This is a genomic window from Clostridium sp. JNZ X4-2 (assembly GCF_054889485.1).
On the sequence record NZ_CM142685.1, the window covers coordinates 1,486,039 to 1,509,364 of the forward strand.

At 33.2% G+C, this 23,326-nt stretch carries 20 protein-coding genes; 18 read left to right on the forward strand and 2 right to left on the reverse strand.

Annotated features, from left to right (window positions below; translation table 11 throughout):
* The first annotated feature begins 56 nt into the window (after positions 1 to 56).
* From ACYUJ6_RS07185 to ACYUJ6_RS07260, 16 genes are all read left to right on the forward strand, one after another.
* A complete protein-coding gene (locus tag ACYUJ6_RS07185) occupies positions 57 to 2,183 on the forward strand; it encodes a polyribonucleotide nucleotidyltransferase (protein ID WP_461845144.1) in 2,127 nt (708 codons plus the stop codon).
* A 166-nt stretch (positions 2,184 to 2,349) separates the two neighbouring features.
* On the forward strand, positions 2,350 to 3,648 hold the full coding sequence (locus ACYUJ6_RS07190; protein ID WP_461845145.1) for a M16 family metallopeptidase: 1,299 nt from the start codon (positions 2,350 to 2,352) through the stop codon (positions 3,646 to 3,648).
* A 123-nt stretch (positions 3,649 to 3,771) separates the two neighbouring features.
* Positions 3,772 to 4,044, forward strand: a complete 273-nt coding sequence (locus ACYUJ6_RS07195) for a YlmC/YmxH family sporulation protein (protein ID WP_461845146.1) — start codon at positions 3,772 to 3,774, stop codon at positions 4,042 to 4,044.
* 97 nt (positions 4,045 to 4,141) lie between these two features.
* Entirely contained in the window at positions 4,142 to 5,347 is a 1,206-nt protein-coding gene (gene dapG / locus ACYUJ6_RS07200) for an aspartate kinase (RefSeq protein WP_461845147.1), read from the forward strand.
* A gap of 58 nt (positions 5,348 to 5,405) precedes the next feature.
* Positions 5,406 to 6,104, forward strand: coding sequence for a ClpP family protease (locus ACYUJ6_RS07205; protein ID WP_461845148.1), 699 nt, complete (start codon positions 5,406 to 5,408; stop codon positions 6,102 to 6,104).
* A gap of 155 nt (positions 6,105 to 6,259) precedes the next feature.
* Positions 6,260 to 8,524 carry a DNA translocase FtsK gene (locus ACYUJ6_RS07210; protein WP_461845149.1) on the forward strand — a complete coding sequence of 755 codons (2,265 nt, stop codon included), beginning with the start codon at positions 6,260 to 6,262 and terminating at the stop codon, positions 8,522 to 8,524.
* Positions 8,525 to 8,659: 135 nt separating this feature from the next.
* Positions 8,660 to 10,000, forward strand: a complete 1,341-nt coding sequence (rimO, locus tag ACYUJ6_RS07215) for a 30S ribosomal protein S12 methylthiotransferase RimO (RefSeq protein ID WP_461845150.1) — start codon at positions 8,660 to 8,662, stop codon at positions 9,998 to 10,000.
* Complete coding sequence (gene pgsA / locus ACYUJ6_RS07220) at positions 9,984 to 10,571, forward strand: CDP-diacylglycerol--glycerol-3-phosphate 3-phosphatidyltransferase (protein WP_461845151.1); 588 nt, start codon at positions 9,984 to 9,986, stop codon at positions 10,569 to 10,571. Before rimO ends, pgsA begins: the two co-directional genes overlap by 17 nt.
* 150 nt (positions 10,572 to 10,721) lie before the next feature.
* Entirely contained in the window at positions 10,722 to 11,837 is a 1,116-nt protein-coding gene (recA, locus tag ACYUJ6_RS07225; RefSeq protein WP_461845152.1) for a recombinase RecA, read from the forward strand.
* Positions 11,838 to 12,074: 237 nt separating this feature from the next.
* A complete protein-coding gene (gene rny / locus ACYUJ6_RS07230; RefSeq protein WP_461845153.1) occupies positions 12,075 to 13,619 on the forward strand; it encodes a ribonuclease Y in 1,545 nt (514 codons plus the stop codon).
* 148 nt (positions 13,620 to 13,767) lie between these two features.
* Positions 13,768 to 14,028, forward strand: coding sequence for a stage V sporulation protein S (locus ACYUJ6_RS07235; protein ID WP_369703524.1), 261 nt, complete (start codon positions 13,768 to 13,770; stop codon positions 14,026 to 14,028).
* A 142-nt stretch (positions 14,029 to 14,170) separates the two neighbouring features.
* Positions 14,171 to 15,055, forward strand: a complete 885-nt coding sequence (locus ACYUJ6_RS07240; RefSeq protein ID WP_461845466.1) for a decaprenyl-phosphate phosphoribosyltransferase — start codon at positions 14,171 to 14,173, stop codon at positions 15,053 to 15,055.
* 19 nt (positions 15,056 to 15,074) lie between these two features.
* Positions 15,075 to 16,361, forward strand: coding sequence for a hypothetical protein (locus ACYUJ6_RS07245; protein ID WP_461845154.1), 1,287 nt, complete (start codon positions 15,075 to 15,077; stop codon positions 16,359 to 16,361).
* Positions 16,358 to 16,714 (forward strand): SMR family transporter, encoded by a 357-nt coding sequence (locus ACYUJ6_RS07250; protein WP_461845155.1) that lies wholly within the window; start codon positions 16,358 to 16,360, stop codon positions 16,712 to 16,714. The genes ACYUJ6_RS07245 and ACYUJ6_RS07250 overlap by 4 nt, the downstream gene beginning before the upstream one ends.
* A 50-nt stretch (positions 16,715 to 16,764) precedes the next feature.
* Positions 16,765 to 17,958 carry a pyridoxal phosphate-dependent aminotransferase gene (locus tag ACYUJ6_RS07255; protein WP_461845156.1) on the forward strand — a complete coding sequence of 398 codons (1,194 nt, stop codon included), beginning with the start codon at positions 16,765 to 16,767 and terminating at the stop codon, positions 17,956 to 17,958.
* A 124-nt stretch (positions 17,959 to 18,082) separates the two neighbouring features.
* On the forward strand, positions 18,083 to 18,346 hold the full coding sequence (locus ACYUJ6_RS07260; protein ID WP_461845157.1) for an HPr family phosphocarrier protein: 264 nt from the start codon (positions 18,083 to 18,085) through the stop codon (positions 18,344 to 18,346).
* Positions 18,347 to 18,521: 175 nt separating this feature from the next.
* Here the strand turns inward: ACYUJ6_RS07260 and ACYUJ6_RS07265 are convergent, their stop codons facing one another.
* On the reverse strand, positions 18,522 to 18,737 hold the full coding sequence (locus ACYUJ6_RS07265) for a DUF378 domain-containing protein (RefSeq protein WP_461845158.1): 216 nt from the start codon (positions 18,735 to 18,737) through the stop codon (positions 18,522 to 18,524).
* Between the two features lie 229 nt (positions 18,738 to 18,966).
* Here ACYUJ6_RS07265 and purB point away from each other — a divergent pair, with 229 nt between their 5' ends.
* Both purB and ACYUJ6_RS07275 read left to right on the forward strand, forming a co-directional pair.
* Positions 18,967 to 20,397 (forward strand): adenylosuccinate lyase, encoded by a 1,431-nt coding sequence (gene purB, locus ACYUJ6_RS07270; RefSeq protein ID WP_461845159.1) that lies wholly within the window; start codon positions 18,967 to 18,969, stop codon positions 20,395 to 20,397.
* A 260-nt stretch (positions 20,398 to 20,657) separates the two neighbouring features.
* Positions 20,658 to 21,611 (forward strand): hypothetical protein, encoded by a 954-nt coding sequence (locus ACYUJ6_RS07275; protein WP_461845160.1) that lies wholly within the window; start codon positions 20,658 to 20,660, stop codon positions 21,609 to 21,611.
* 146 nt (positions 21,612 to 21,757) lie between these two features.
* Here the strand turns inward: ACYUJ6_RS07275 and gltX are convergent, their stop codons facing one another.
* Positions 21,758 to 23,212: a glutamate--tRNA ligase gene (gene gltX / locus ACYUJ6_RS07280; protein WP_461845161.1), complete on the reverse strand. Its 1,455-nt coding sequence runs from the start codon at positions 23,210 to 23,212 to the stop codon at positions 21,758 to 21,760.
* Between the last annotated feature and the right edge of the window lie 114 nt (positions 23,213 to 23,326).

The following is a 23,326-nucleotide window of genomic DNA, read 5'->3' on the forward strand; positions in this document are numbered from 1 at the left end:
TTATGCCGCTCTATTATTTTAACAAAATTGTAATCCATTGGGAGGAGGTATATTTTATGAGTGAAATAATTCAAACTGATGTTGCAGGAAGAACCTTAAAAGTTGATTATGGAAAAGTAGGTAAACTTTCTGATTGTGCCATGTTAATAAGTTACGGAGATACAGTGGTTTTAATCAATGCAAATTCTTCAGATAAACCTAGAGAAGGAGTAGATTTTTTCCCTTTAAGTATAGAATATGAGGAGAGACTGTATTCTGTTGGAAAGATTCCTGGGGGTTTTATAAAAAGAGAGGGAAAGCCTTCTGAAAAGGCAATATTGCATGCCAGAGCAATAGATAGACCTCTTAGACCCCTGTTTCCAAAAGGTTATAGAAATGATGTCCAGGTGGTGTGTACGGTATTATCTGTTGATCAGGACAATGCACCTGATATATTGGCTATAAATGGAGCATCATTAGCTCTTTGCATGTCAAGTATTCCCTTTACTACTCCAGTGGCAGCAGTATCAGTGGGATTGGTGAAGGATGAATTTATAATTAATCCTGATTTAAAACAAAGAGAAAGCAGCAGCTTAAATCTTACCGTGTGTGCTACCAAAGATAAAGTTATGATGGTAGAAGCTGGAGGAGATGAAATACCGGAGGATGTAATGTACAATGCCATAATGTTTGGACTTGAAGAATGTAAAAAAATAGTTGCATTTCAAGAAGAAATTATGAAAAAATATGGCAAGAAAAAAATTGAACCAGATCTATACAAGGCAGATGAGACAATAGAAGAAGAAGTGAGAGATTTTGCGTTTGACATGATAAAGGATGCCATGTATATAGTAAACAGGGATGAAAGAAATGAAGCTCTGAAAAATGTAGATAAGAAATTAGAGGAACAATTCTCTGAAAAATATCCTGATAGTGGAGCTGATGTTTCAGATATAGTATACAGGATAAAAAAGGAAATAGTGAGAAATATGCTTTTAAAAGAGCATAAAAGAGTTGATGGAAGGGCATTTGATGAAATAAGACCAATAAGCTGTGAAGTGGGAATTCTTCCTAGAACCCATGGTACTGGACTGTTTACAAGAGGTTTGACTCAAGTAATGACTGTAGCTACACTGGGATCTTTAGGAGATGTTCAGATACTTGATGGAGTGGGGTCTGAAGAATCCAAAAGATATATACACCATTATAATTTCCCATCCTATAGTACCGGCGAAACTAGGCCACTGAGAGGACCTGGAAGAAGAGAAATAGGGCATGGAGCTTTGGCTGAAAAGGCATTGGAACCACTTATACCAAGTGAAGAAAAATTTCCCTATACCATAAGATTAGTATCTGAAGTTCTAAGTTCAAATGGTTCTACTTCCCAGGCCAGTATATGCGGAAGTACCCTGGCTCTTTTAGATGCAGGTGTTCCGATAAAAAGGCCGGCAGCAGGAATAGCTATGGGACTTATAACCAGTGAAGATCTGTCCCAGCAGGAAATACTAACAGATATACAGGGGCTGGAGGATTTCTTTGGAGATATGGATTTTAAAGTTGGAGGAACGGAAAAGGGTATTACGGCCATTCAATTTGATACAAAAATTCATGGACTGTCTAGCAGCTGTATAAAAGAAACTCTTGATAAAGCAAGGACAGCAAGATTATTTATATTGAAAAAAATCCATGAATGTATTCCTGAGCCAAGGGCAGAACTGTCAAAATATGCCCCTAAAACATATACTATGTCTATAGATCCGGAAAAGATAAGGGATGTAATAGGTTCTGGAGGAAAAGTTATCAATAAGATAATAGCTGAAACTGGAGTTAAAATAGATATAAAGGAAGATGGAAAGATATTTGTCATGTCAGATGACAGTGAAAGTGCAAAAAAGGCACTGAAGATAATAGACAATCTCACAAGAGATGTGGTTATTGGAGAGATATATTTGGGTAAGGTTACGAAAACCACTAATTTTGGCGCTTTTGTTGAAATATTCCCAGGTAAAGAAGGCTTGGTTCACATATCAAAATTAGATTTTACCCGAGTAAACAAGGTAGAAGATATAGTATCTGTAGGAGATAAGATATTGGTTAAGGTAATTGATATAGATAATCAAGGCAGGATAAATCTTTCCAGAAAAGATGCTATAAAAGATTCCGAAAAAAAGGATTCTGAGAAAAAAGGTGTTCAAGAAAAATAGTAAAATAGAAGGGCTTAGGTGCCTTTTTATTTTTTAATAGGATTTTTCTTCTTAGAGAAATAGATTAATCCTGTAATATCAATTCCAGGATTAAATTAAAACTGTTTATTAGATGAAAGAGGTGAAAACTTCTGCTGTATGATATTGGTATTCCAGCAGTAAAATAATGTATAATTTATTTAAATTAGATAATGGACTAAGGGTAGTTGTAGAAAATATAGATTATGTAAATTCTGTAAGCGTAGGCCTCTGGGTAAAAAGCGGATCTAGAAATGAAGAAAAATATAATAATGGTATTTCTCATTTTATTGAACATATGTTTTTTAAAGGAACAGTCAATAGAACAGCCCTTCAGATAGCTGAATGTGTAGAAGATGTGGGTGGACAGATGAATGCTTTTACGGGTAAGGAAGCTACATGCTTTTACGTGAAGGTACTGGATTCCCACTTGGATTTAGCTGTAGATGTTTTAGCCGATATGCTGTTTAACAGCAAGTTTTTATCTGAAGATATTGAAAAAGAAAAAGGTGTTATAATTGAAGAGATAAATATGAGTGAAGATTTGCCGGAGGATGTACTTTCAGATCTTCATAATAGGGCTATGTGGGGAGAAGATTCCATATCCCTTCCCATACTTGGAAGTATTGATACTGTAAAATCTTTCAATAGAAAACAACTGGTGGATTATGTATCTTCCCATTATATACCGGAGAATTCTGTAATATCCATAGCAGGCAGAGTTGATTTGAAAAAAGTAGAGAAATTGATAGAAAAATACTTTAAAAACTGGAACGGAATGAATAAAATTATAACCAAATATTCCTTCCCAGAACTTTTAAACAATCATCTTCTAAAAAAGAAAAACATAGAACAGCTGCATTTAAGTCTGGGGATACAGGGAATTAAAAGCGGAAGCGATGATATTTATTCCCTTTTGCTATTGAATAATATATACGGAGGTGGGGCTTCTTCTATATTATTTCAAAAAATACGTGAGGAAAGGGGACTTTGCTATTCTATTTATTCCTATTTAGCTTCTTTTAATAATAATGGGGCAATTATTATTTATACTGGATTAAATGCAAAATATGTTTATGATGTAATATGCAGAATAAAAGATGAGTTGGAGCTGTTTTCAAAAGATGGTATTGGGGCCGGCAAATTAATAAAAGCAAAAGAGCAGTTAAAAGGAAATTATATATTGGGCATGGAGAGCATAAGCAGCAGAATGTTCAACAATGGTAAATCCCTGCTATTTACGAATAAATTGAGTACTCCTGAAGATATAATAAAGAAGATAGATAATATAGATGAAGATGATCTTAATAGAATAATGGAAGGTACTTTTTGTAAGGGAATAGTAAATTCTGCATTTGTAGGTGACAATATAGATGTGGAACTTGTGAAAGATCTATTGGATAAGGATATAAAACCTTTTCAAGGATCAAAAAGTACTTTTTTGTAAAAGCCATTAAAGTATTATTCAAGTCTAAATTGGCATATGATTATAGTGTTTGTGTAATAAGTCAGATATGTTATTCATAGTATTTAATATATCTGATATAAAAGAATATAATGGGGGGTTACTATGGAACAGAATATAAAATCCTATAGCGAAATGGAAAGATATGAAATTATTAATGTGAATGATGGCAACAAGTTTAATTGCCTGGGAAATAATGACATAATAGTTGACTCTGAGGGAAATTTAAAAATATTAATTTTAAGTGAGGGTAAAACTAAATTTGGTATTTTTGGGAAAAGTGAATTTATAGAAGTTCCATGGGAATATGTTAAGAAAATAGGAGCTAAGACAATTATAATAGATGTAGAAGAAAAAAATCTTAAGAAATTGCATTGATATAGATAATGGAGATTTGAACGATAATTGATAAAGTTTATAATATATATTATATGAATTTCTTATAAATCATATGATAATATTATGGAGGACTGAGATGAGAATACTAATTCAAAAATTTGGAGGAACTTCTGTTTCTACTCATGAAAGAAGAACTAGAGTAGTAAATAAAATATTTAAAGCTAAAGACAATGGCTTTTCACCAGTTGTGGTTGTATCTGCTATGGGCAGAAAAGGCCAGCCCTATGCTACAGATACACTGCTTTCTCTGGTAAGTAAGGATTTTAAGGTTAAAAATTCTTTAAGTATTGACTTGCTCATGAGCTGCGGAGAAATTGTGAGTGCTGTGGTTATTTCAGATGAACTCTCAAAGTTGGGACTGGAGGCTGTTCCCCTAACAGGGGGACAGGCAGGTATAATTACTGATGATAATTATAATGATGCTTCTGTTTTAAGAGTGGAAGAAAATAAATTGATGAGTATACTGGAAAAGGGAAAAATTCCAGTAGTGGCTGGATTCCAGGGAGTATCTGAAGGTGGGTATGTAACCACTTTAGGAAGAGGGGGAAGTGATGTTACTGCAGCGCTTTTAGGTACTGCCTTAAATGCTGAGTCTATAGAAATATATACAGATGTGGATGGAATAATGACAGCAGATCCAAGGATAGTATCCGATGCTTCTTTAATTGAAGAAATAAGTTATAATGAGGTATTCCAGATGGCAGATCAGGGTGCTAAAGTAATACATCCAAGAGCCGTGAAAATAGCTATGAATGGAAATGTACCCTTAGTGGTAAAAAATACATTAAATGAATGTAAAGGTACCATAATAACCAATTCTGTGGCAGAAGCATCCGGTAAGGTTATAAATGGCATAACATCCATGGATAAAAGAATTCAGATCACAGTTAAATACAATGAAAACAAAAACCGTGAAAATTATTATACATTGCTGGATGAACTGGCAAACAGTCTTATAAGTATAGATTTGATAAATGTATTTCCCTATGAGGAAGTTTTTACTATAGACAATGATGATATTGATAATTTTAAAATAGTGATGAAAAATCTTGAAATCAATTATTCTGCTATAAAGGAATGTACTAAAATAGCTCTTATTGGAAGCGGTATGAGAGGAGTGCCGGGAGTTATTGCAAGAATACTCAAAGTACTATTCAGAGAAAATATAAAAGTACTTCAGACAGCTGATTCGCATACTACAATATGGTGTCTGGTTGAAAGCAGCAAGGCAGACAGGGCGATAAATGCTCTTCACAGAGAATTTTTACTTGGCAGAAGGTAAAAAGGTATATGGATCTCCTAAAATGCATAAGATAAGACTGTTTAAGGAGGGGATTGAAATGCCAGATAAGACAAATAATGAAGACAAGAAGAATAATAGTGAGATTCAAAAGATAAAAGAATTAGGTGTGACAAGTATGACACAGGGAAGGGATCCTATTCAGATACTTCCCATAATAGGACAGATAGAAGGGCATGTAGAGCTGCCTTCTGAGACCAAAACCACTAAATATGAGCATGTAATACCAAACTTGATTGCAATTGAAAATGACAGTAATGTGAAGGGACTGCTGGTGGTTTTGAATACTGTAGGCGGAGATGTAGAGGCAGGACTTGCCATAGCAGAAATGATAAGAAGTTTAAGCAAGCCTACAGTATCTCTTGTTATAGGAGGAGGACATTCTATTGGAGTACCACTTGCCACAGCATCCGATTACTCATTTATATCTCCTACGGCCACTATGATTGTGCATCCGGTGAGAATGACGGGACTTGTAATTGGAGTTCCACAAACCTTTGAGTATTTTAATAAGATGCAGGATAGAATAAATGAATTTATTATCAGAACATCTAGGATAACTGAAAAAAAATTAACTGAATTAATGCTTCAAACAGATGAACTTCTAAACGACATGGGTACAATATTAATTGGAAAGCAGGCGGTACAGCAGGGGTTAATCGATGAAGTGGGAGGAATAAGTGATGCTGTTAAAAAACTAAATGAAATGATGAAGAATGAGGTTTCACAAGTCCAGTAAAGTCACCATAGGAAAAATCCTATGGTAATTTATATGTATAGGATTATCACATACGTATATTAAAGGAAAAAGAAAAGTAGTGTAGAATATTTATTAAGGAACTTTTCTATTTAAATTAAATATCACTCTGTATTTTAAGGAGGTGGCAATATAGTATGGCTAGAGCTAAAAAAAGGCAGGAGTATGTATTTAACAGGGATATAAAGGGCATATTGCTTGCTACATTGGGAGTCCTTATGATAATAAGTGTATTTTCGCCCTCATCTTCAGGAATAGTTGGAAGGCTTGTAAAAAAACTTTTAATGGGTGTATTTGGCATAGGATGTTATATATTTCCCGTACTGATAATATTTATAGGATGCTGCTTTATTGTAAAAAAGAACAAAATAAGTTTCAGCAAAAGATTTTATGGTATTTTACTGCTTATTATAAATACTCTTTTATTTATACAAATGCTGGTAATGCCGGAGTATTACTCGGAATACAATTTATTTTCGGGAGTGAAAAAATTATATGAATCAAATACCATATTTCATGGAGGAATAATAAGTTTTTTAATTGACGTACCATTATATAAATTATTCGGCAATATAGGATGTTATATTATATTTGCAGCTATTTACATAATTTCATTTATAATTATGAGCAGGATTACCATTTATGATATACTACATGGATTAAAAATGCTGTTTATTCAAAAAAATGTCAGTAAAGATATTAGAATTAAAGAGAATAACAAAGCGGAGGATAAAAAAGAAGAGGATGCCAAAAACAGTATTGAAGAAAATGAAAAAGCGGGCTTTATCAAAAACCTAAATAACAGAATAAAGATATTGGATTTTATGAAGTCCTCGGATCCCAAAGAAGAGCATGTTATGAATGAAATTTCAGGAGGTAAAGAAAGTTCAGCAAAATTAAGCCATATTAAAAATGATTTTCAAGGAGAAAAACCAGATTCTATAAATGAAGAACTGGAGAAAAAAATGACGGAAAGTGAGAAAAATCTAATTTCCATATATAAGTTTCCTCCAGTAGATTTATTGAGACAAAATATACAATCCAAGTTAAACAAACAGGACAAGAGAGAATTGATAAACAGTGCAAGTAAGCTGGAAGAAACGCTGGCTAGTTTTGGAGTGGATGTGAAAGTACTTCAGGTAAGCAGGGGACCTTCCGTAACTAGATTTGAGCTTCAGCCCAGTCCTGGAATTAAAGTGAGCAAGATTGTAAATTTATCTGACGATATAGCCCTTGGACTTGCAGCATCGGCAGTGAGAATAGAAGCTCCCATACCGGGAAAGTCTGCCATTGGCATAGAAGTTCCCAACAGGGAGCTTACACCGGTATATTTACGGGAAGTCATAGAATCCCAGGAATTTATAAACTCAAAGAATAATCTGGCCTATTGTCTGGGAAAGGACATAGGCGGTAATTGTATAGTGTCAGATCTTACAAAAATGCCCCATATGCTTATAGCAGGCGCTACAGGTTCCGGTAAAAGTGTATGTATAAATACCCTTATAATAAGTCTGCTCTATAAATATTCACCTGATGATGTTAAGTTTTTAATGGTGGATCCCAAAGTGGTGGAACTCAGTGTATACAATGGAATACCACATTTGCTCATACCTGTAGTTACGGATCCTAAAAAGGCGGCAGGAGCTTTAAATTGGGCTGTTCAGGAAATGAACAGAAGATACAAACTTTTTGCGGAAAATAGCGTTAGAAATATAGAAGGATATAATGAATTATTTGAAAGTGAAAAGACAGAAAGCAAACTTCCTTTTGTGGTTATAATAATTGATGAACTTTCAGATTTAATGATGGTGTGTCCAAATGAGGTTGAGGATTATATAGGACGTCTTGCCCAAATGTCAAGGGCTGCGGGTATGCATTTGGTTATAGCAACCCAAAGGCCTTCCGTAGATGTAATTACAGGAGTAATAAAGGCAAATATACCTTCAAGAATATCTTTTGCAGTATCCAGTCAAATTGATTCCAGAACTATAATTGACAGCAGTGGAGCAGAAAAACTGCTTGGAAAGGGAGATATGTTGTTCTACCCTGTAGGAGAGGCAAAACCTATGAGAATACAAGGGGCTTTTATATCGGAAAGTGAAGTTGAAAAAGTTGTGGATTATATAAAGAATAAACAAGGTGAACCTCAATATGAAGATAAAATAATAGAGCAGATAGATACAAATGCAAATGAAGCTGATAATGAATGTGATGAGCTTTTGGATGAGGCCATTAGGATGGTAGTAGATGCAGGACAAGCTTCTACTTCACTGATTCAGAGAAGGCTTAGAGTGGGATATAACAGGGCGGCTAGGATAATAGAGGAAATGGAAGAAAGAAGAATAATATCAAAAAAAGATGGAACCAAACCAAGGCGGATACTCATTGACAAAAAAGATTAAATAATAAAATTATATATAATTTATCTTAGGAGTTGAAAAATTTTAGTATAAAGGTTAAATTATATATTGTACCAGGCAAAACTGCATATTTAATACATATTAATATTTAAAAATAATGAAGCAGGAGGAAATTTAGTGAATAAATTGAAAGTCGGACTAGTAAGTCTGGGCTGTGATAAGAACAGAATAGATTCTGAAATAATATTAAGTAATGTTAAAGCAGAATACACAGTAGTTGGAGATTTAAAGCTGGCTGATATAATAATTGTCAATACCTGTGGCTTTATAGAATCCGCTAAACAAGAATCAATAGATACCATACTTGAAATGTGGCATTATAAGGAGAAATTCAATTGTAAGCTTCTCGTGGTGACTGGATGTCTTGCTCAAAGGTATGGAAGTGAACTTATGTCATTGCTGCCGGAAATAGATATAATGCTGGGAGTAAATGATTATGACAAATTGAATGAAGATATAAAAAAGTGTATTGAAAATACAGGAAATAAAATTTATAATTGTGATTACAGTGATTCTAATATAAATGAGGGCAGAAGAACACTTACTACACCTTCTCACAGTGCTTATTTAAGAATTGCAGAAGGATGTGATAATTGTTGCACCTATTGCATAATTCCAAAGATTAGGGGAAAATATAGAAGCAGGAGACTGGATGATTTACTGCAGGAATGCAGTGATTTAGCCCTGCAGGGAGTTAAGGAAATAATACTTATTGCACAGGATACTACCAGGTATGGAATTGATCTATATGGTAAGAAAATGCTTCCTGAACTCATTAGAAGGATATCTAAAATTCATGGAATAGAATGGATTCGATTACTTTATTGTTATCCTGAGGATATAACGGAGGAACTTGTAAATGAGATTGCTGAAAATGACAAGGTGTGCAATTACATAGATATACCCCTTCAGCATATAAGCGATGATATATTAAAGCTTATGGGAAGAAAGGGAAGGAAAGCAGGTATAATAAAAATTATAGATGAGCTTAGAAAAAAAGTTAAGAATATTTCAATTAGAACTACCATAATAGTAGGATTTCCTGGGGAAACTGAGGAAAATTTTAGTGAACTAAAAGATTTTATAAAATTTGCAAGGTTTGAAAATATGGGAGTTTTTAAATATTCCCGGGAGGAGGGAACTGCAGCTTTTAATATGAAAGATCAAGTCCCGGAGGAAATAAAGTCAGCCAGAGAAGGGGAATTGATGCTGCTTCAGCAGGAGATTGTGGATTCAATTGGAAAAAACAAAATTGGAAATGTATATAAAGTACTTGTAGAAGGTAAAAAAGGGAAGCTGTGGTATGGAAGAAGTTATGCAATGGCTCCGGATATAGATGGGCTTGTATATATAAAGTGTAAAAATAATTTACAAATAGGTACTATGATTGATGTAAAAATAATTCGTAGTATTGAATATGATTTGTTGGGAGTTGTATGTGATGAATTTAGCAAATAAACTTACAATACTTAGAATGTTATTGATTCCGTTTTTTTTGATTTTTATGGCTGTAAAAGATATGCCCTATGGAAAAATTATTGCAATAGCTATTTTTGTAATAGCTTCAATAACAGATAAATTAGACGGGTATATAGCAAGGAGCAGAAATCAAGTTACCAGGTTTGGAAAATTCATGGATCCTCTGGCGGATAAGCTTTTAGTTACGGCTGCACTTATATCATTGGTTGAATATCATATAATACCAACTTGGGTGGCAATGATAATAATAGCCAGGGAGTTTGCGGTAACAGGTCTCAGAACAATTGCAGCAGCAGAAGGAATTGTAATAGCAGCCAGCCCATGGGGAAAGGCTAAAACTGTAACGCAGATAGTGGCCATAATACTTGCACTGGTAAATTTAAATTATAATCATGTATCTTTGGGAATACTCAGAAGTTTCATAGGCCATCCACATAGAATTTTAAATTGGACTACGGATATTGCCATGGCTGTAGCCATAATTATGACTTTAATTTCCGGAATAGATTATTTTGTGAAAAATAAAGAGGTATTGAAACTAGATAGATAACAGATCCGATGATTAAAATGTAATTATGTGTCCATAATTAAAATATGTTTAAGTGGATAGTGGATATTTTCAGTTTTGATATAATAATGCAAAATAATTAATTAAATCTGTTGACTAGAGACAGCATATAGTATATAATTTACTTAGAACATGCGTTCGTATAGGAAGGGAAGTGATCCTTTGGGAAATTTAAATAATGAAAAGTTACAGGCTATAGAGTCTGCCATGGTGCAGATAGAAAAACAATTTGGAAAAGGTGCTATAATGAAACTGGGGGAAAATAGTGTGCTAAATGTGGATGCTATTTCAACAGGATGTCTTGATCTAGACATAGCTCTTGGTATTGGAGGAGTTCCGAGGGGAAGGGTAACAGAAATATTCGGGCCTGAATCCTCAGGTAAGACCACGGTAGCCCTTCATATAATTGCAGAAGCTCAAAAGTCAGGTGGTGCAGCAGCTTTCATAGATGTGGAGCATGCACTGGATCCTACTTATGCAAAGAACTTAGGAGTTGATATAGAAAATTTGATTGTATCCCAGCCGGATAGTGGAGAGCAGGCTCTTGAAATTACAGAAGCACTGGTGAGATCTAATGCCATAGATGTTTTAGTAGTTGATTCGGTGGCAGCTTTGGTTCCAAAAGCCGAGATAGAAGGAGAAATGGGAGATCCCCATGTAGGACTTCAGGCAAGGCTTATGTCCCAGGCACTGAGAAAACTTACATCTTCCATAAACAAATCCAAATGTGTGACTATATTTATAAATCAGCTTAGAGAAAAAGTGGGGGTTATGTTTGGAAATCCTGAAGTTACTCCAGGAGGGAGGGCACTAAAATTTTATGCTTCTGTCATAATGGAAGTGAGAAGATCTGATGCTATAAAACAGGGTGATACAATAGTAGGCAATAGGACTAAGGTGAAAATTACAAAGAATAAAGTGGCACCTCCTTTTAAACATGCTGAATTTGATATAATGTATAATCATGGTATTTCCAGGGAGGGAAATGTGCTGGATGTAGGTGTCAGGGAAGAATTGATACAAAAAAGCGGCTCATGGTTTTCCTATAAAGAAACAAGGCTTGGACAAGGAAGAGAAAATGCAAAACAATTTTTCAAGGAAAATCCAGATATTTTATTGGAAATAGAAAGTAAAATAAGAAAAAAGTATAATTTGCCCGAGTTAAAAAAATCTTCACCGGACAGTAAAAATGAAAAAAGCAGTAAGACAGATACAAAAAAAGAAGAACAAAAGCATCTGGATATATGATACTGTATGAAATCGCAAGATAATAATCCTGCGATTTTGTATATATAATTATGATAAATATATACATAGAATAAGATGCATATAACTTGACAATAATTAAAATATAATATAAAATTAAGACAAATTCTGGTTTATCATGTATTTAGGAATTGCCAATTGAATAATATGACACCTTTTCTATGCTTGCATATTTAACTATTATATATATTTCATAATAGAAGCAAAGGAGGTGTTCATGTGAATTCCGTAATAATATATGAGATTATTGCTGGTATACTAATAGCTGCCGTTTTGTTAGTTGAATTTAAGACTACTAAAAATAAGGCAAATGCTATAAAATCACAGGCTCAAGAGGAGTCTAATAGATTGAAGGAAGAGGCTATGCGAGAAGCCGAATCCCGAAAAAAAGAAGCTATACTAGAAGCTAAAGAAGAAATTCATAAATTAAGAAATGATGTGGAAAGAGAATCCAGAGATAGAAGAAATGAAGTTCAAAGGATGGAAAGAAGATTAATACAAAGAGAAGAGCTGCTTGATAAAAAAAGTGATGCTTTTGAGAAAAGAGAGATTAGTCTAGATAAAAAACAGCAGGAAATTGATAAGTTACAGACAAAAGTTAATGAACTATATCAAAAACAAAGAGAAGAACTTGAAAGATTGTCAGGTTTAAGTTCAGAAGAAGCTAAAAATATTTTATTAGAAGAAGTAAGAAAAGAAATAAAACATGAATCTGCTATGATGATTAAGGAAGTAGAAACAAGGGCTAAGGAAGAGGCAGATAAAAAGGCTAGGGAAATTATAACTTGTGCCATTCAAAGATGTGCTGCAGATCATGTAGCTGAAACTACAGTACATGTCGTAACTCTGCCCAATGATGAGATGAAAGGTAGGATAATAGGGAGAGAAGGCAGAAACATAAGAGCTCTTGAAACTTTAACAGGTGTGGATTTGATAATAGATGATACACCTGAGGCAGTAATATTATCAAGCTTTGATCCTATAAGGAGAGAAGTTGCAAGAATAGCACTGGAAAAGCTTATAATTGATGGAAGAATACATCCAGCGAGAATTGAGGAAATGGTTCAAAAAGCTGAAAAAGAATTGGAAAGTGACATTAAGGAAGAGGGAGAACAAGCCACTTTTGAAACAGGTGTACATGGTCTTCATATGGAATTAATAAAATTATTAGGTAGATTAAAATACAGGACCAGTTATGGTCAAAATGTCCTAAAACATTCTATAGAAGTTGCATACTTAGCAGGCCTTATGGCCTCAGAAATTGGTATAGATCCAACTATAGCTAAAAGAGCTGGGCTGCTTCATGACATAGGTAAGGCTGTAGATCATGAGGTGGAAGGGCCTCATGCTGTTATAGGTGCAGAAGTTGCTAAAAAATACAGAGAATCACCAATAATTGTAAACGCTATTGCAGCTCATCATGGAGATGTAGAATTCCAATCCTTGGAGGCAGTGCTTGTTCAAGCAGCTGATGCCATATCTGCAGCAAGACCTGGAGCTAGAAGAGAAACGCTGGAAGCTTATATCAAGCGTTTAGAAAAATTAGAAGAAATAGCAAATACATGTGAAGGCGTAGAAAAGTCATATGCCATTCAAGCGGGAAGAGAACTTAGAATTATGGTTAAACCAGAAAATATTGATGATGCAGGGGCCTTTGAAATGGCAAGGAAGGTAGTTAAAAAGATAGAAGAGGAACTAGAGTATCCTGGTCAAATTAAGGTGAATGTTATTAGAGAAACTCGTGCAATTGAATATGCAAAATAATAGATAAAATTTATAAGGTAGAAGAGTATTCCTTTTAGATTTTGTAACCTTTACAAAACCTAAAAGGAATTTTTGATTTTTTGTAGAATATTAATAAGTAGTAACAATAATAAATAAAGATATTATTATAATATATAGGAGGTTTATTATGGAAGTATTAAAGGTTTCAGCAAAATCAAGTCCAAATTCAGTGGCAGGTGCGTTAGCAGGAGTTTTGAGAGAGAGAGGGGCAGCTGAAATACAGGCCATAGGAGCAGGAGCATTAAATCAATCTATTAAAGCTGTAGCTATTGCCAGAGGATTTGTAGCACCTAGTGGAATCGATTTAATATGTATTCCGGCGTTTACGGATATTGAAATAGATGGGGAAGAAAGAACTGCAATTAAGTTGATAATACAACCAAGATAAAAATATATTTTTATGGGGGACTTGTGGATTTATCTCAAGTCCTTATTTGAGTACAAGATTACATTTATAGTTTAAGGCAGTATGTTGACTATATTAAATACTGTGTTAAAATGTAAAAAGATGTACAGTAAATTCTAATAGTATATATAAGTCTGGGAGGAAAATTATGGTGGCAGCAATTGAACTTATGAGACCTAAACAATGGATTAAAAATTTTTTTGTATTTGCAGCAATTATTTTTTCAGGAAATTTTCTGCAATTGAAGTTAATTGAAACTAATATAATAACTTTTGTATTATTTTGTATTACATCTTCTATAATTTACATATTAAATGATATTGTAGATATTGAAAAGGATAGATGTCATCCTGACAAGAAAAAAAGACCTCTTCCAAGCGGGCGTATATCTAAAAATACAGCCATTGTTTTAGATATTATATTGTTCATTCTGGTGGTGTATCTTACATATGTTTTTTTAGGTATAAAAATTTTATCTATATATTTGATATATATTATAGTAAATATATGTTATTCTTTTAAACTTAAAAATATAGTTATAATAGATGTTATGACCATTGCTTTTGGGTTTGTACTGAGAGTTGCAAGCGGAAGTCTGGCCACTGGAGTTAAAGTTTCACCATGGCTGGTTTTATGTACGGTTCTATTGTCTTTATTTTTGGGATTGAATAAGAGAAAAAGTGAGATTATAACTTTAAAAAACAAGAGCAGTTCTTCCAGAAAGATATTGGAGAAATATTCTGTAAAGAATATTGATAAAATGCTCACCATAGTAAACCCATCCATATTAATGGCCTACTCTCTGTATACTTTCTCTTCTACACAAAGTAGAACAATGATGTTCACTATACCTTTTGTATTATATGGAATATTTAGATACGAGTATTTAATGGACAGGGAAAATATAGGAGGAAAGCCAGAAGATGTGTTTGGCAGGGACATCCCTTTTTTAGTCAATATATTGTTGTGGATAGTAACTGTTGTAATTATAATATATTTAAAATTGTAGATCAGAAAGGAAATTAATTATGGAAATCAGGAATTTCTGGAATAATGAGTACTATAAACCACATAACAGGGATGACAGCAGGTACTATAATATAATGATAGGACTGGGAATGGCTTTGTCCATATTATGGATATTTTTTGTAAAGACAGTGCCATTTTCAGATTTTAGTTATTACTACAATTTAGCAGTAGGTATAGCCAACGGAGGCAAGTGGGGGGATACTTACACTTCCGTAGGATATCCAATAGTATTGGCAGGGGTATTTAAACTCTTTGGAGCCAGTGTGCTTGCAGGAAAAATATTTAATTTAGTCGTCACTTTTATAAACTATATTTGTCTTAAGTCCATCTTGCTTAAAGTAAAATTAAAAGAAAGGGATAGAAAAATAATATTTTTCATATTTATATTGTTTCCAAGTAATATAGTTTATAATAATATATTGGGCACTGAATTGTTGTTTACAAGCATACTTCTTATGATAACTTGTCTTTATTTTTCAAATAATAAATATAAATATGTTTTCATAGGTGTACTTACAGGACTAAATACAATGATAAAGCCTTTTTTTATCATATTTTCCTTTGCTGTATTTTTGGTTGAGCTTATAAAAAATAAAAAGTTTTTACTGCCTTTTAGAGATTCTCTCCTTGTACTTGTAATCTGTGCAGTTGTTATTTCACCATTTATATATAGAAATACAAAATTAATAGGTCAACGTACATATGTATCCAATAATGGCGGTATAGTGCTTTATATAAATAATAATTCCCAGAATCATAAGGGAAGATGGATGGATGCAAATAAAGTTGAAAATTCTGTTGTAAAAACCAGTGAATATAAAAAGGCAAACAGAACTGCACAGAATAAAATGCTGAGTACTGCGGCAAAAAAGTGGATAAAATCACATCCGGCGGAATTTGTCAATTTAGGTTTCAAAAGGTTGTTTAATACTTATTTTTTGGCGGATGATGTACTTTACAGTACTCATGGAAGCGGAATAAATCCTTATTTAAACAACTTGATATTTGCAGGAAGCAATTTTATAAGGGTCATTGTGTTTTTACCGGCCATATTATATATTTTGATATATTCATTAAAAATACTGTTTAGTATTTTTACAGGAAAAAGCCATTTATTAAATAAGTTCAATCTATATTTGGTGGTGTTGTTTTTTATGTTTACATCTGTTTATTTCATAACAGAAGGTCAGGGAAGGTACTCTTTTCCGGAAACATTTATATTTATCTATTATTTTTATTTAACATTAAAATATCTGGTATTTAGATATAAGGAGATAAGAGAATGATTTCATTAATATTGGTATCAGTTTTTTTAGGTGCCATAGGGCAGGTACTTGTAAAATATGGTGCTGTAAATTTACAGCTGAATTTTACTATTAAGTATTTATTACCAAGTATTTTATCTATATTAAAAAATATTCCTGTAATGTTTGGAATTATATCCTATGGATTGAGTTTCTTGCTGTGGATAAAAGTTTTAAGTAAAGTAGAATTAAGTTATGCATATCCTATGGTGAGTTTAGGGTATATAATAACCATGCTGTTTTCCTATTTCTTGTTTAAAGAAAATATATCTTTTATAAGGATACTGGGAGTTGGCCTTATAATATTAGGGGTAGTACTTGTTTCAAGAAGCTGAAAATCTTCATTAATTGTGAATTATGAATTGAATAAAGGGAGGAATAAAAAATGATATTGTCAAAGAAAGCTGAAAAAATTCAACCGTCTATAACTCTGGAAATAACTGCAAAGGCTAAAAAGATGAAATCTCAGGGAATTGATGTAATAGGATTTGGAGCTGGAGAACCGGATTTCAATACTCCGGAAAATATTCAAAAGGCTGCTGCAGAAGCTATGAAAAAAGGATATACAAAATATACTCCTGCTTCTGGAATTTTAGAGCTTAAAGAGGCTGTAGTGGAAAAATTCAAAGTGGACAATGGATTAAATTACAGCTCAGCTCAGATCATAATATCTACAGGGGCAAAGCAATGCCTTTGTAATGCGTTTAGAGCTGTTTTAAACCCGGGGGATCAGGTTATTATAGCTGTTCCATATTGGGTAAGTTATCCGGAATTGGTTAAGCTTTCAGATGGAGTACCGGTGTTTGTAAATACAAGAGAGGAAAATGACTTTAAATATACTGTAGAGGATTTGGAAAGGGCTTATACTGAAAAAACTAAAATGATCATAATCAATAGCCCTAATAATCCAACGGGAAGTATCTATTCAAAAAAGGAACTTGAAAAAATAGCTGACTTTGCTAAAGAAAAGGATATACTTATTTTGTCGGATGAAATATATGAAAAATTGATTTATGGAAATAACAGGCATGTGAGTATAGCAAGTGTATCTGAGGATGCCTATAATAGGACAATTGTTATAAATGGAGTTTCAAAAACATATGCTATGACAGGATGGAGAATAGGGTATTGTGCGGCAAACAAAGATATAGTTAAATTGATGTCTAATGTTCAAAGCCATACTACTGGAAATCCTAATTCCATAGCCCAGTATGCTGCATTGGCGGCTTTGAATGGGCAGGAAAGTCAGATTGAAAATATGGTGAGTAAATTTAAAAATAGAAGAGAGTATATGGTGGAAAAAATAGATGCAATTCCACAGCTTTCCTGCCTGAAGCCTGAAGGGGCTTTTTACGTAATGCTAAATATATCAAAGATTTTTGGAAAAACTATTGATGGGCAGCTTATAGATGATTCCTTGAAGTTTTCCAAACTCCTGCTGGAGAAAGAAAAGGTTGCAGTAGTACCAGGGCTGGGTTTTGGAATAGATGGGTATGTAAGATTATCCTATGCTACTTCTATGGAAAATATAAAAAGAGGATTGGATAGAATAGAGCAATTTGTACAAAAACTAAAATAATGCAAGAATATTTATCATTAAGTGTAAAAGATGTGTATTGAAACGTGGATAAAAAATGGTATAATAATTAAAGAAGGATTTGAGATATGTTATACAATAACAAACTAAAATAGAGGTGAATTGAATGGTTTCTAAAGAAGTTATAGTTAAAAGTCCCACAGGACTACATGCAAGACCTGCAACGCTATTGGTTAAGAAGGCTTCTTCATTTAAATCTGAATTATCAATAGAATTTGATGGAAAAAAGGCCAATATAAAGAGCTTAATCGGAGTACTTTCATTAGGTGTAACTAAAAATTCAACTGTAAAAATAACTGCATCCGGTGATGATGAATCATTGGCTATAGAAGAAGTTATTAAATTGATAAATTCATTGGAAACATTATAAATAGTTTCAATATGAAGTGATTCTTAGGTGCGGTGGAATTTGACCATAAGAAATATTTTCTGTACCGGATCTTATAAGAAATTATTCAGGGTGTAGCATTGTTTGTTCCCTAATTTGAGGAATAAGCAATGACATGTATGATATAAAATGGAAGACCATAAAGAGGTCTTCTATTTTATTTGCAGCTGTTTTTGGTTTTAAAAAGCAGCAGGATCATGTCAATGCCGGCTACACCTATGAGTATATATATTATTCTGCCAATTAAATTGGCAGGTTCACCAAATATGATTCCTATTATGTTAAAATTAAATAAACCTACAAGCCCCCAGTTTATTGCACCTATTACAATTAATATTAAAGAAGCTTTGTCTATTACACTGAATTTATACATAATTTTATTTATTGAGGCAGTATAAAATTTTAAATTAACCCGCTCAATAAAAATTCACCTCCATATAATATACTTTTTCTAATTAAAGTATATTAGTCATTTGATAAAATAGAACAGTTTGTACACTTTTATAAGATTAAACGAATGTAATCATGTAATATGTAATAAATATATGGTATAATATGAATGAAAAATATTAAATTATTGTATATGTACGGAGGTATTCATAATGAGAAATACATACAACAACCCATTAAATAAAAGATATGCTTCTCGGGAAATGAGCTATCTATTTTCCGATGAGATGAAATTTAAAACATGGAGGAGACTGTGGGTGGCTCTGGCAGAGTGCGAAAAGGAGCTCGGACTTAATATAACTTCCCAGCAAATAGATGAATTAAAAGCCAATATGGAAAATATAAATTATGAAGATGCAGAAAAAAGAGAAAAAGAAGTACGTCATGATGTTATGAGCCATGTGTATGCCTATGGATTACAGTGCCCAAAAGCCAGGGGAATAATACATCTAGGTGCAACCAGCTGTTATGTAGGTGATAATACAGACTTGATAATTATGAGAAAAGCACTTTACATAGTAAGAGGGAAAATATTAAATGTAATAAATTATCTCAAGGATTTTGCATTAAAATATAAAGATCTGCCTACTCTTGGATTTACCCACCTTCAGCCAGCACAGCTTACTACAGTGGGGAAAAGAGCATCTCTTTGGATACAGGATCTGTACCTGGATATTGAGAATATTGATTTTGTTATAAATAAAATTAGATTCAGAGGAGTAAAAGGAACTACAGGAACTCAGGCCAGCTTTATGGATCTTTTTAATGGCAGTGAAGAAAAGGTGAAAATGTTAGATAAAATGGTAACCTGTAAAATGGGATTTGAACAGGAATTTATGGTTACAGGACAGACTTATACCAGAAAACTGGATTCCATAATATTAAATACCTTGTCAGAAGTTGCACAAAGTGCCTATAAATTCAGCAATGATCTGAGAATACTGCAGAATATGAAAGAAATGGAGGAGCCTTTTGAAAAAAAACAGATAGGATCTTCTGCCATGGCATATAAAAGAAATCCCATGAGATGTGAAAGGATAGGATCTCTATGCAGGTATATCATAGTAAATGCTTTAAACCCAGCTATAACTGCATCTACCCAATGGTTTGAGAGAACTCTTGATGATTCTGCAAATAGAAGAATAGTTATACCTGAAGCATTTCTGGCATTAGACGGGGTTTTGAATTTATATATGAATGTATCAGAAAACATGGTGGTTTATCCAAAGACAATTGAATCCCATGTACTTAAAGAACTTCCATTTATGGCTACGGAAAATATAATAATGGAAGCTGTTAAAAGGGGAGGAGACAGGCAGGAACTTCATGAGAGAATTAGGGTCCATTCCATGAAAGCAGCTAAAAGAGTAAAAGCAGAGGGACTGGAAAATGATCTAATAGATAGAATTATACAAGATCCGTTTTTCAAAATGAAAAAAGATGAAATATTGTCCCTTATAAATCCTAAAAAGTTTGTGGGAAGAGCGCCAGGTCAGGTAGTGGATTTTATAGAGAACCAAATAAAGCCGCTGCTTGAAGAAAACAAACAGTATTTGGGAAAGGAAGCTGAAATAAATGTTTAATACTTTTGGAGAATAATCATTTTCAGTAGAAATGAGTTTTAAAGCAATATATAAATATGCACGGAAGCAAATAGAATTAAAATCAGGGGCTGACGGCTTTACAATATTGTAGAACCGTCAGCCCCTGATTAGTTGATATCATGGAAAGCGGCATTACATATAAGAAAACTCCACTTGAACATAAAAATAACTTTATTGCAATATTATATCAGAATTTCATATTCTAATAATATAGCCTATTTATTTGTGGAGGTATTAATTTGAAAAGATCGAGAAATGACATGGATGATTTAATACAGCTTGCACTATATATGATGCCAAAGTACATGAAAAAAGTGAACAGGTACAATAAAAGACAGGCTGGGGGTTCACATCATCACGGAAAGCATTATGAGGATGAAAATATATATGATAAGGACTTAATCAATTTCATCGAAAAGAATATTTTGAGAATCGGAGGCAAAGGAGAAGAGAAGAGTAAAAAAGAAGGTAAAGAAGTTATTGGTGGAAAAAAAGATATAGGTAAAAATCCATTTCACCAGGAAATAAACAAAATGGCCCAGGAACAAATTAAAAAAATAAATGGACAGGGCAGTGAAAAAGAAAATAACAAAAAAGTATCTCAAGAAAAGCATGATAAATTAAAAGAAAATAATGAAAAACAGAATAGTAAGGATATAAATAAAATAGAACACGTTGATTCAAAAAATAGCAATAGACTTATTTTAAAAAATAAATGCTGTTCAGGATGTAATAGAGAAATAAAAAATTTATTGAATGAGTTCAGCCATGAAAAATTGGATATATGTGTTGAAGGTGATGAATCTGGTGCACTTGAACAGGTAAATCTGGTATCCTCAGATGAAAGAATGGCTAGATTCAAAAATAAAGAGGAGGAAATTATTGCAATACCCATAAAAAACATAATTGGAATGCAATTACCTGTACCTATTGCTATAGGGAAGTACTCAAAGAAAGATGACAGCAGCTGTTATTGTTCTTTTGAAAAGTCCATGAGAGATTATTTTAATAGGTTGATTGGAAAAAGGGTAGACATACAGACCAGTGGTCATGGAAAATTTAAATGTTTATATAACAAAATTATTAATGAAGTAGGAAGGGGATTTGTAATAATTGAAAATAATGTTATGATAACATTTTGTAAAATAGTAATTATAAGAGAACTAAAATGTAATGAGCATAAGAGCCAATAGAAAAAGCACCTGGATTTTTTGTGGATGAATATGTCAGCTGCAAAAGTTTCAGGTGCCTGAAGTTTTTAAAATACAAATATGCCTTCCATAGCATGAGGTCCGTATTTGTATTCCAATCTAGAATTGGCTGTATATTGTAAAAAAGTTTATTGATTTTCACTCTTTAGTTTGTCAATTCCAATCTTTATTCTCTTTATGGATTCTTCTTTTCCTATAATATCTGCTATTTCAAAAGCTCCGCCGGGAGTGGATTTTTTACCTGAAAGTGCTGTTCTTATAGGCCAGAGCACTACTCCGTTTTTGACCTGTAATTCTGATACTAAATCCATGCAGCATTTTTCTATGTTTTCAAAAGTCCAAGGAGTAAGTGCCTCTAATTTTGGAAGAAATTTTTCAAGGGTATTCAGGGAATTCTGCAAGTTTGTCTTCATTTTTTTGTGCACATACATATCTGTAGAATAATCAGGAAGCTCCTGGAAAAAACCCAAAAAATCAGGTATTTCACTCAATACTTCAACTCTGGTCTGGAGTAATTTACTTATCTTTAAAAAGTCCAGGTTTTTTGAAATAACTTTTTTATAATAAGGAAGGGCAAGGAAATTAAAAGTTTCTAAAGGCAGTTTCTTGATATATTCCCCATTCATCCATTTAAGTTTTACAGTATCAAATATGGCAGGTGATTTGTTTATATTCCTGTAATCAAATCTTTCTACCAGTTCCTCTAAATTAAAAATTTCCTTTTCGTCTCCAGGGTTCCAGCCTAAAAGAGCTATATAGTTTAAAACAGCTTCCTTCAGATACCCTTTTTTTATTAAGTCTTCAAAAGATGCATCACCATTTCTTTTGCTGAGCTTGTGGTGAGTATCCTTCATTATTGGAGGACAATGAATGTATACTGGAATCTGCCAGCCAAAAGCTTTATATAATCTGTTATACTTTGGGGCAGAAGATAAATATTCACTTCCCCGTACTACATGAGTAATACCCATAAGATGATCATCTATTACGTTTGCAAAATTGTATGTAGGGTAACCATCGGATTTTATAAGTATCATATCATCTAATTCTGAATTATCCACGCATATATCACCATAGATTTCATCGTGAAAAGTTGTAACACCGTTTTCAGGGTTATTTTGTCTTATGACATAAGGTATGCCTGATGCCAGTTTTTCATTTACTTCTTCTTTTGAAAGATGAAGGCAGTGTTTGTCATATTTATATTCCTTTGATGTTTCAGAACTGGATCTTAATGTATCAATTCGTTCTTTTGTACAAAAGCAGTAATAGGCTTCTCCCCTATCTATGAGTTTTTTTGCATATTTTATGTAAATATCAGTTCTCTGACTCTGTACATAGGGCCCGACGGGACCACCTATATCAGGCCCTTCATCATGTTTCAGACCTGTAGACTTTAAAGTATTGTAGATTATATCTAAAGCACCTTCTACAAACCTTTCCTGATCCGTATCTTCAATTCTCAGTATAAAATCTCCACCAGCATGTTTTGCTATTAGATATGTATAAAGGGCGGTTCTTAAATTCCCCACATGCATATATCCTGTTGGACTCGGTGCAAATCTTGTTCTCACTTTGACCATTTCTTTCACTCCCATTTATTTTAAAGTAAAAACCTCTCATCCGTTTTAGACGAAAGGTTATAAGTTTGCTAGTACTCCTTAAATAATATAATAATAGAGATTTTGTGTCAAGGC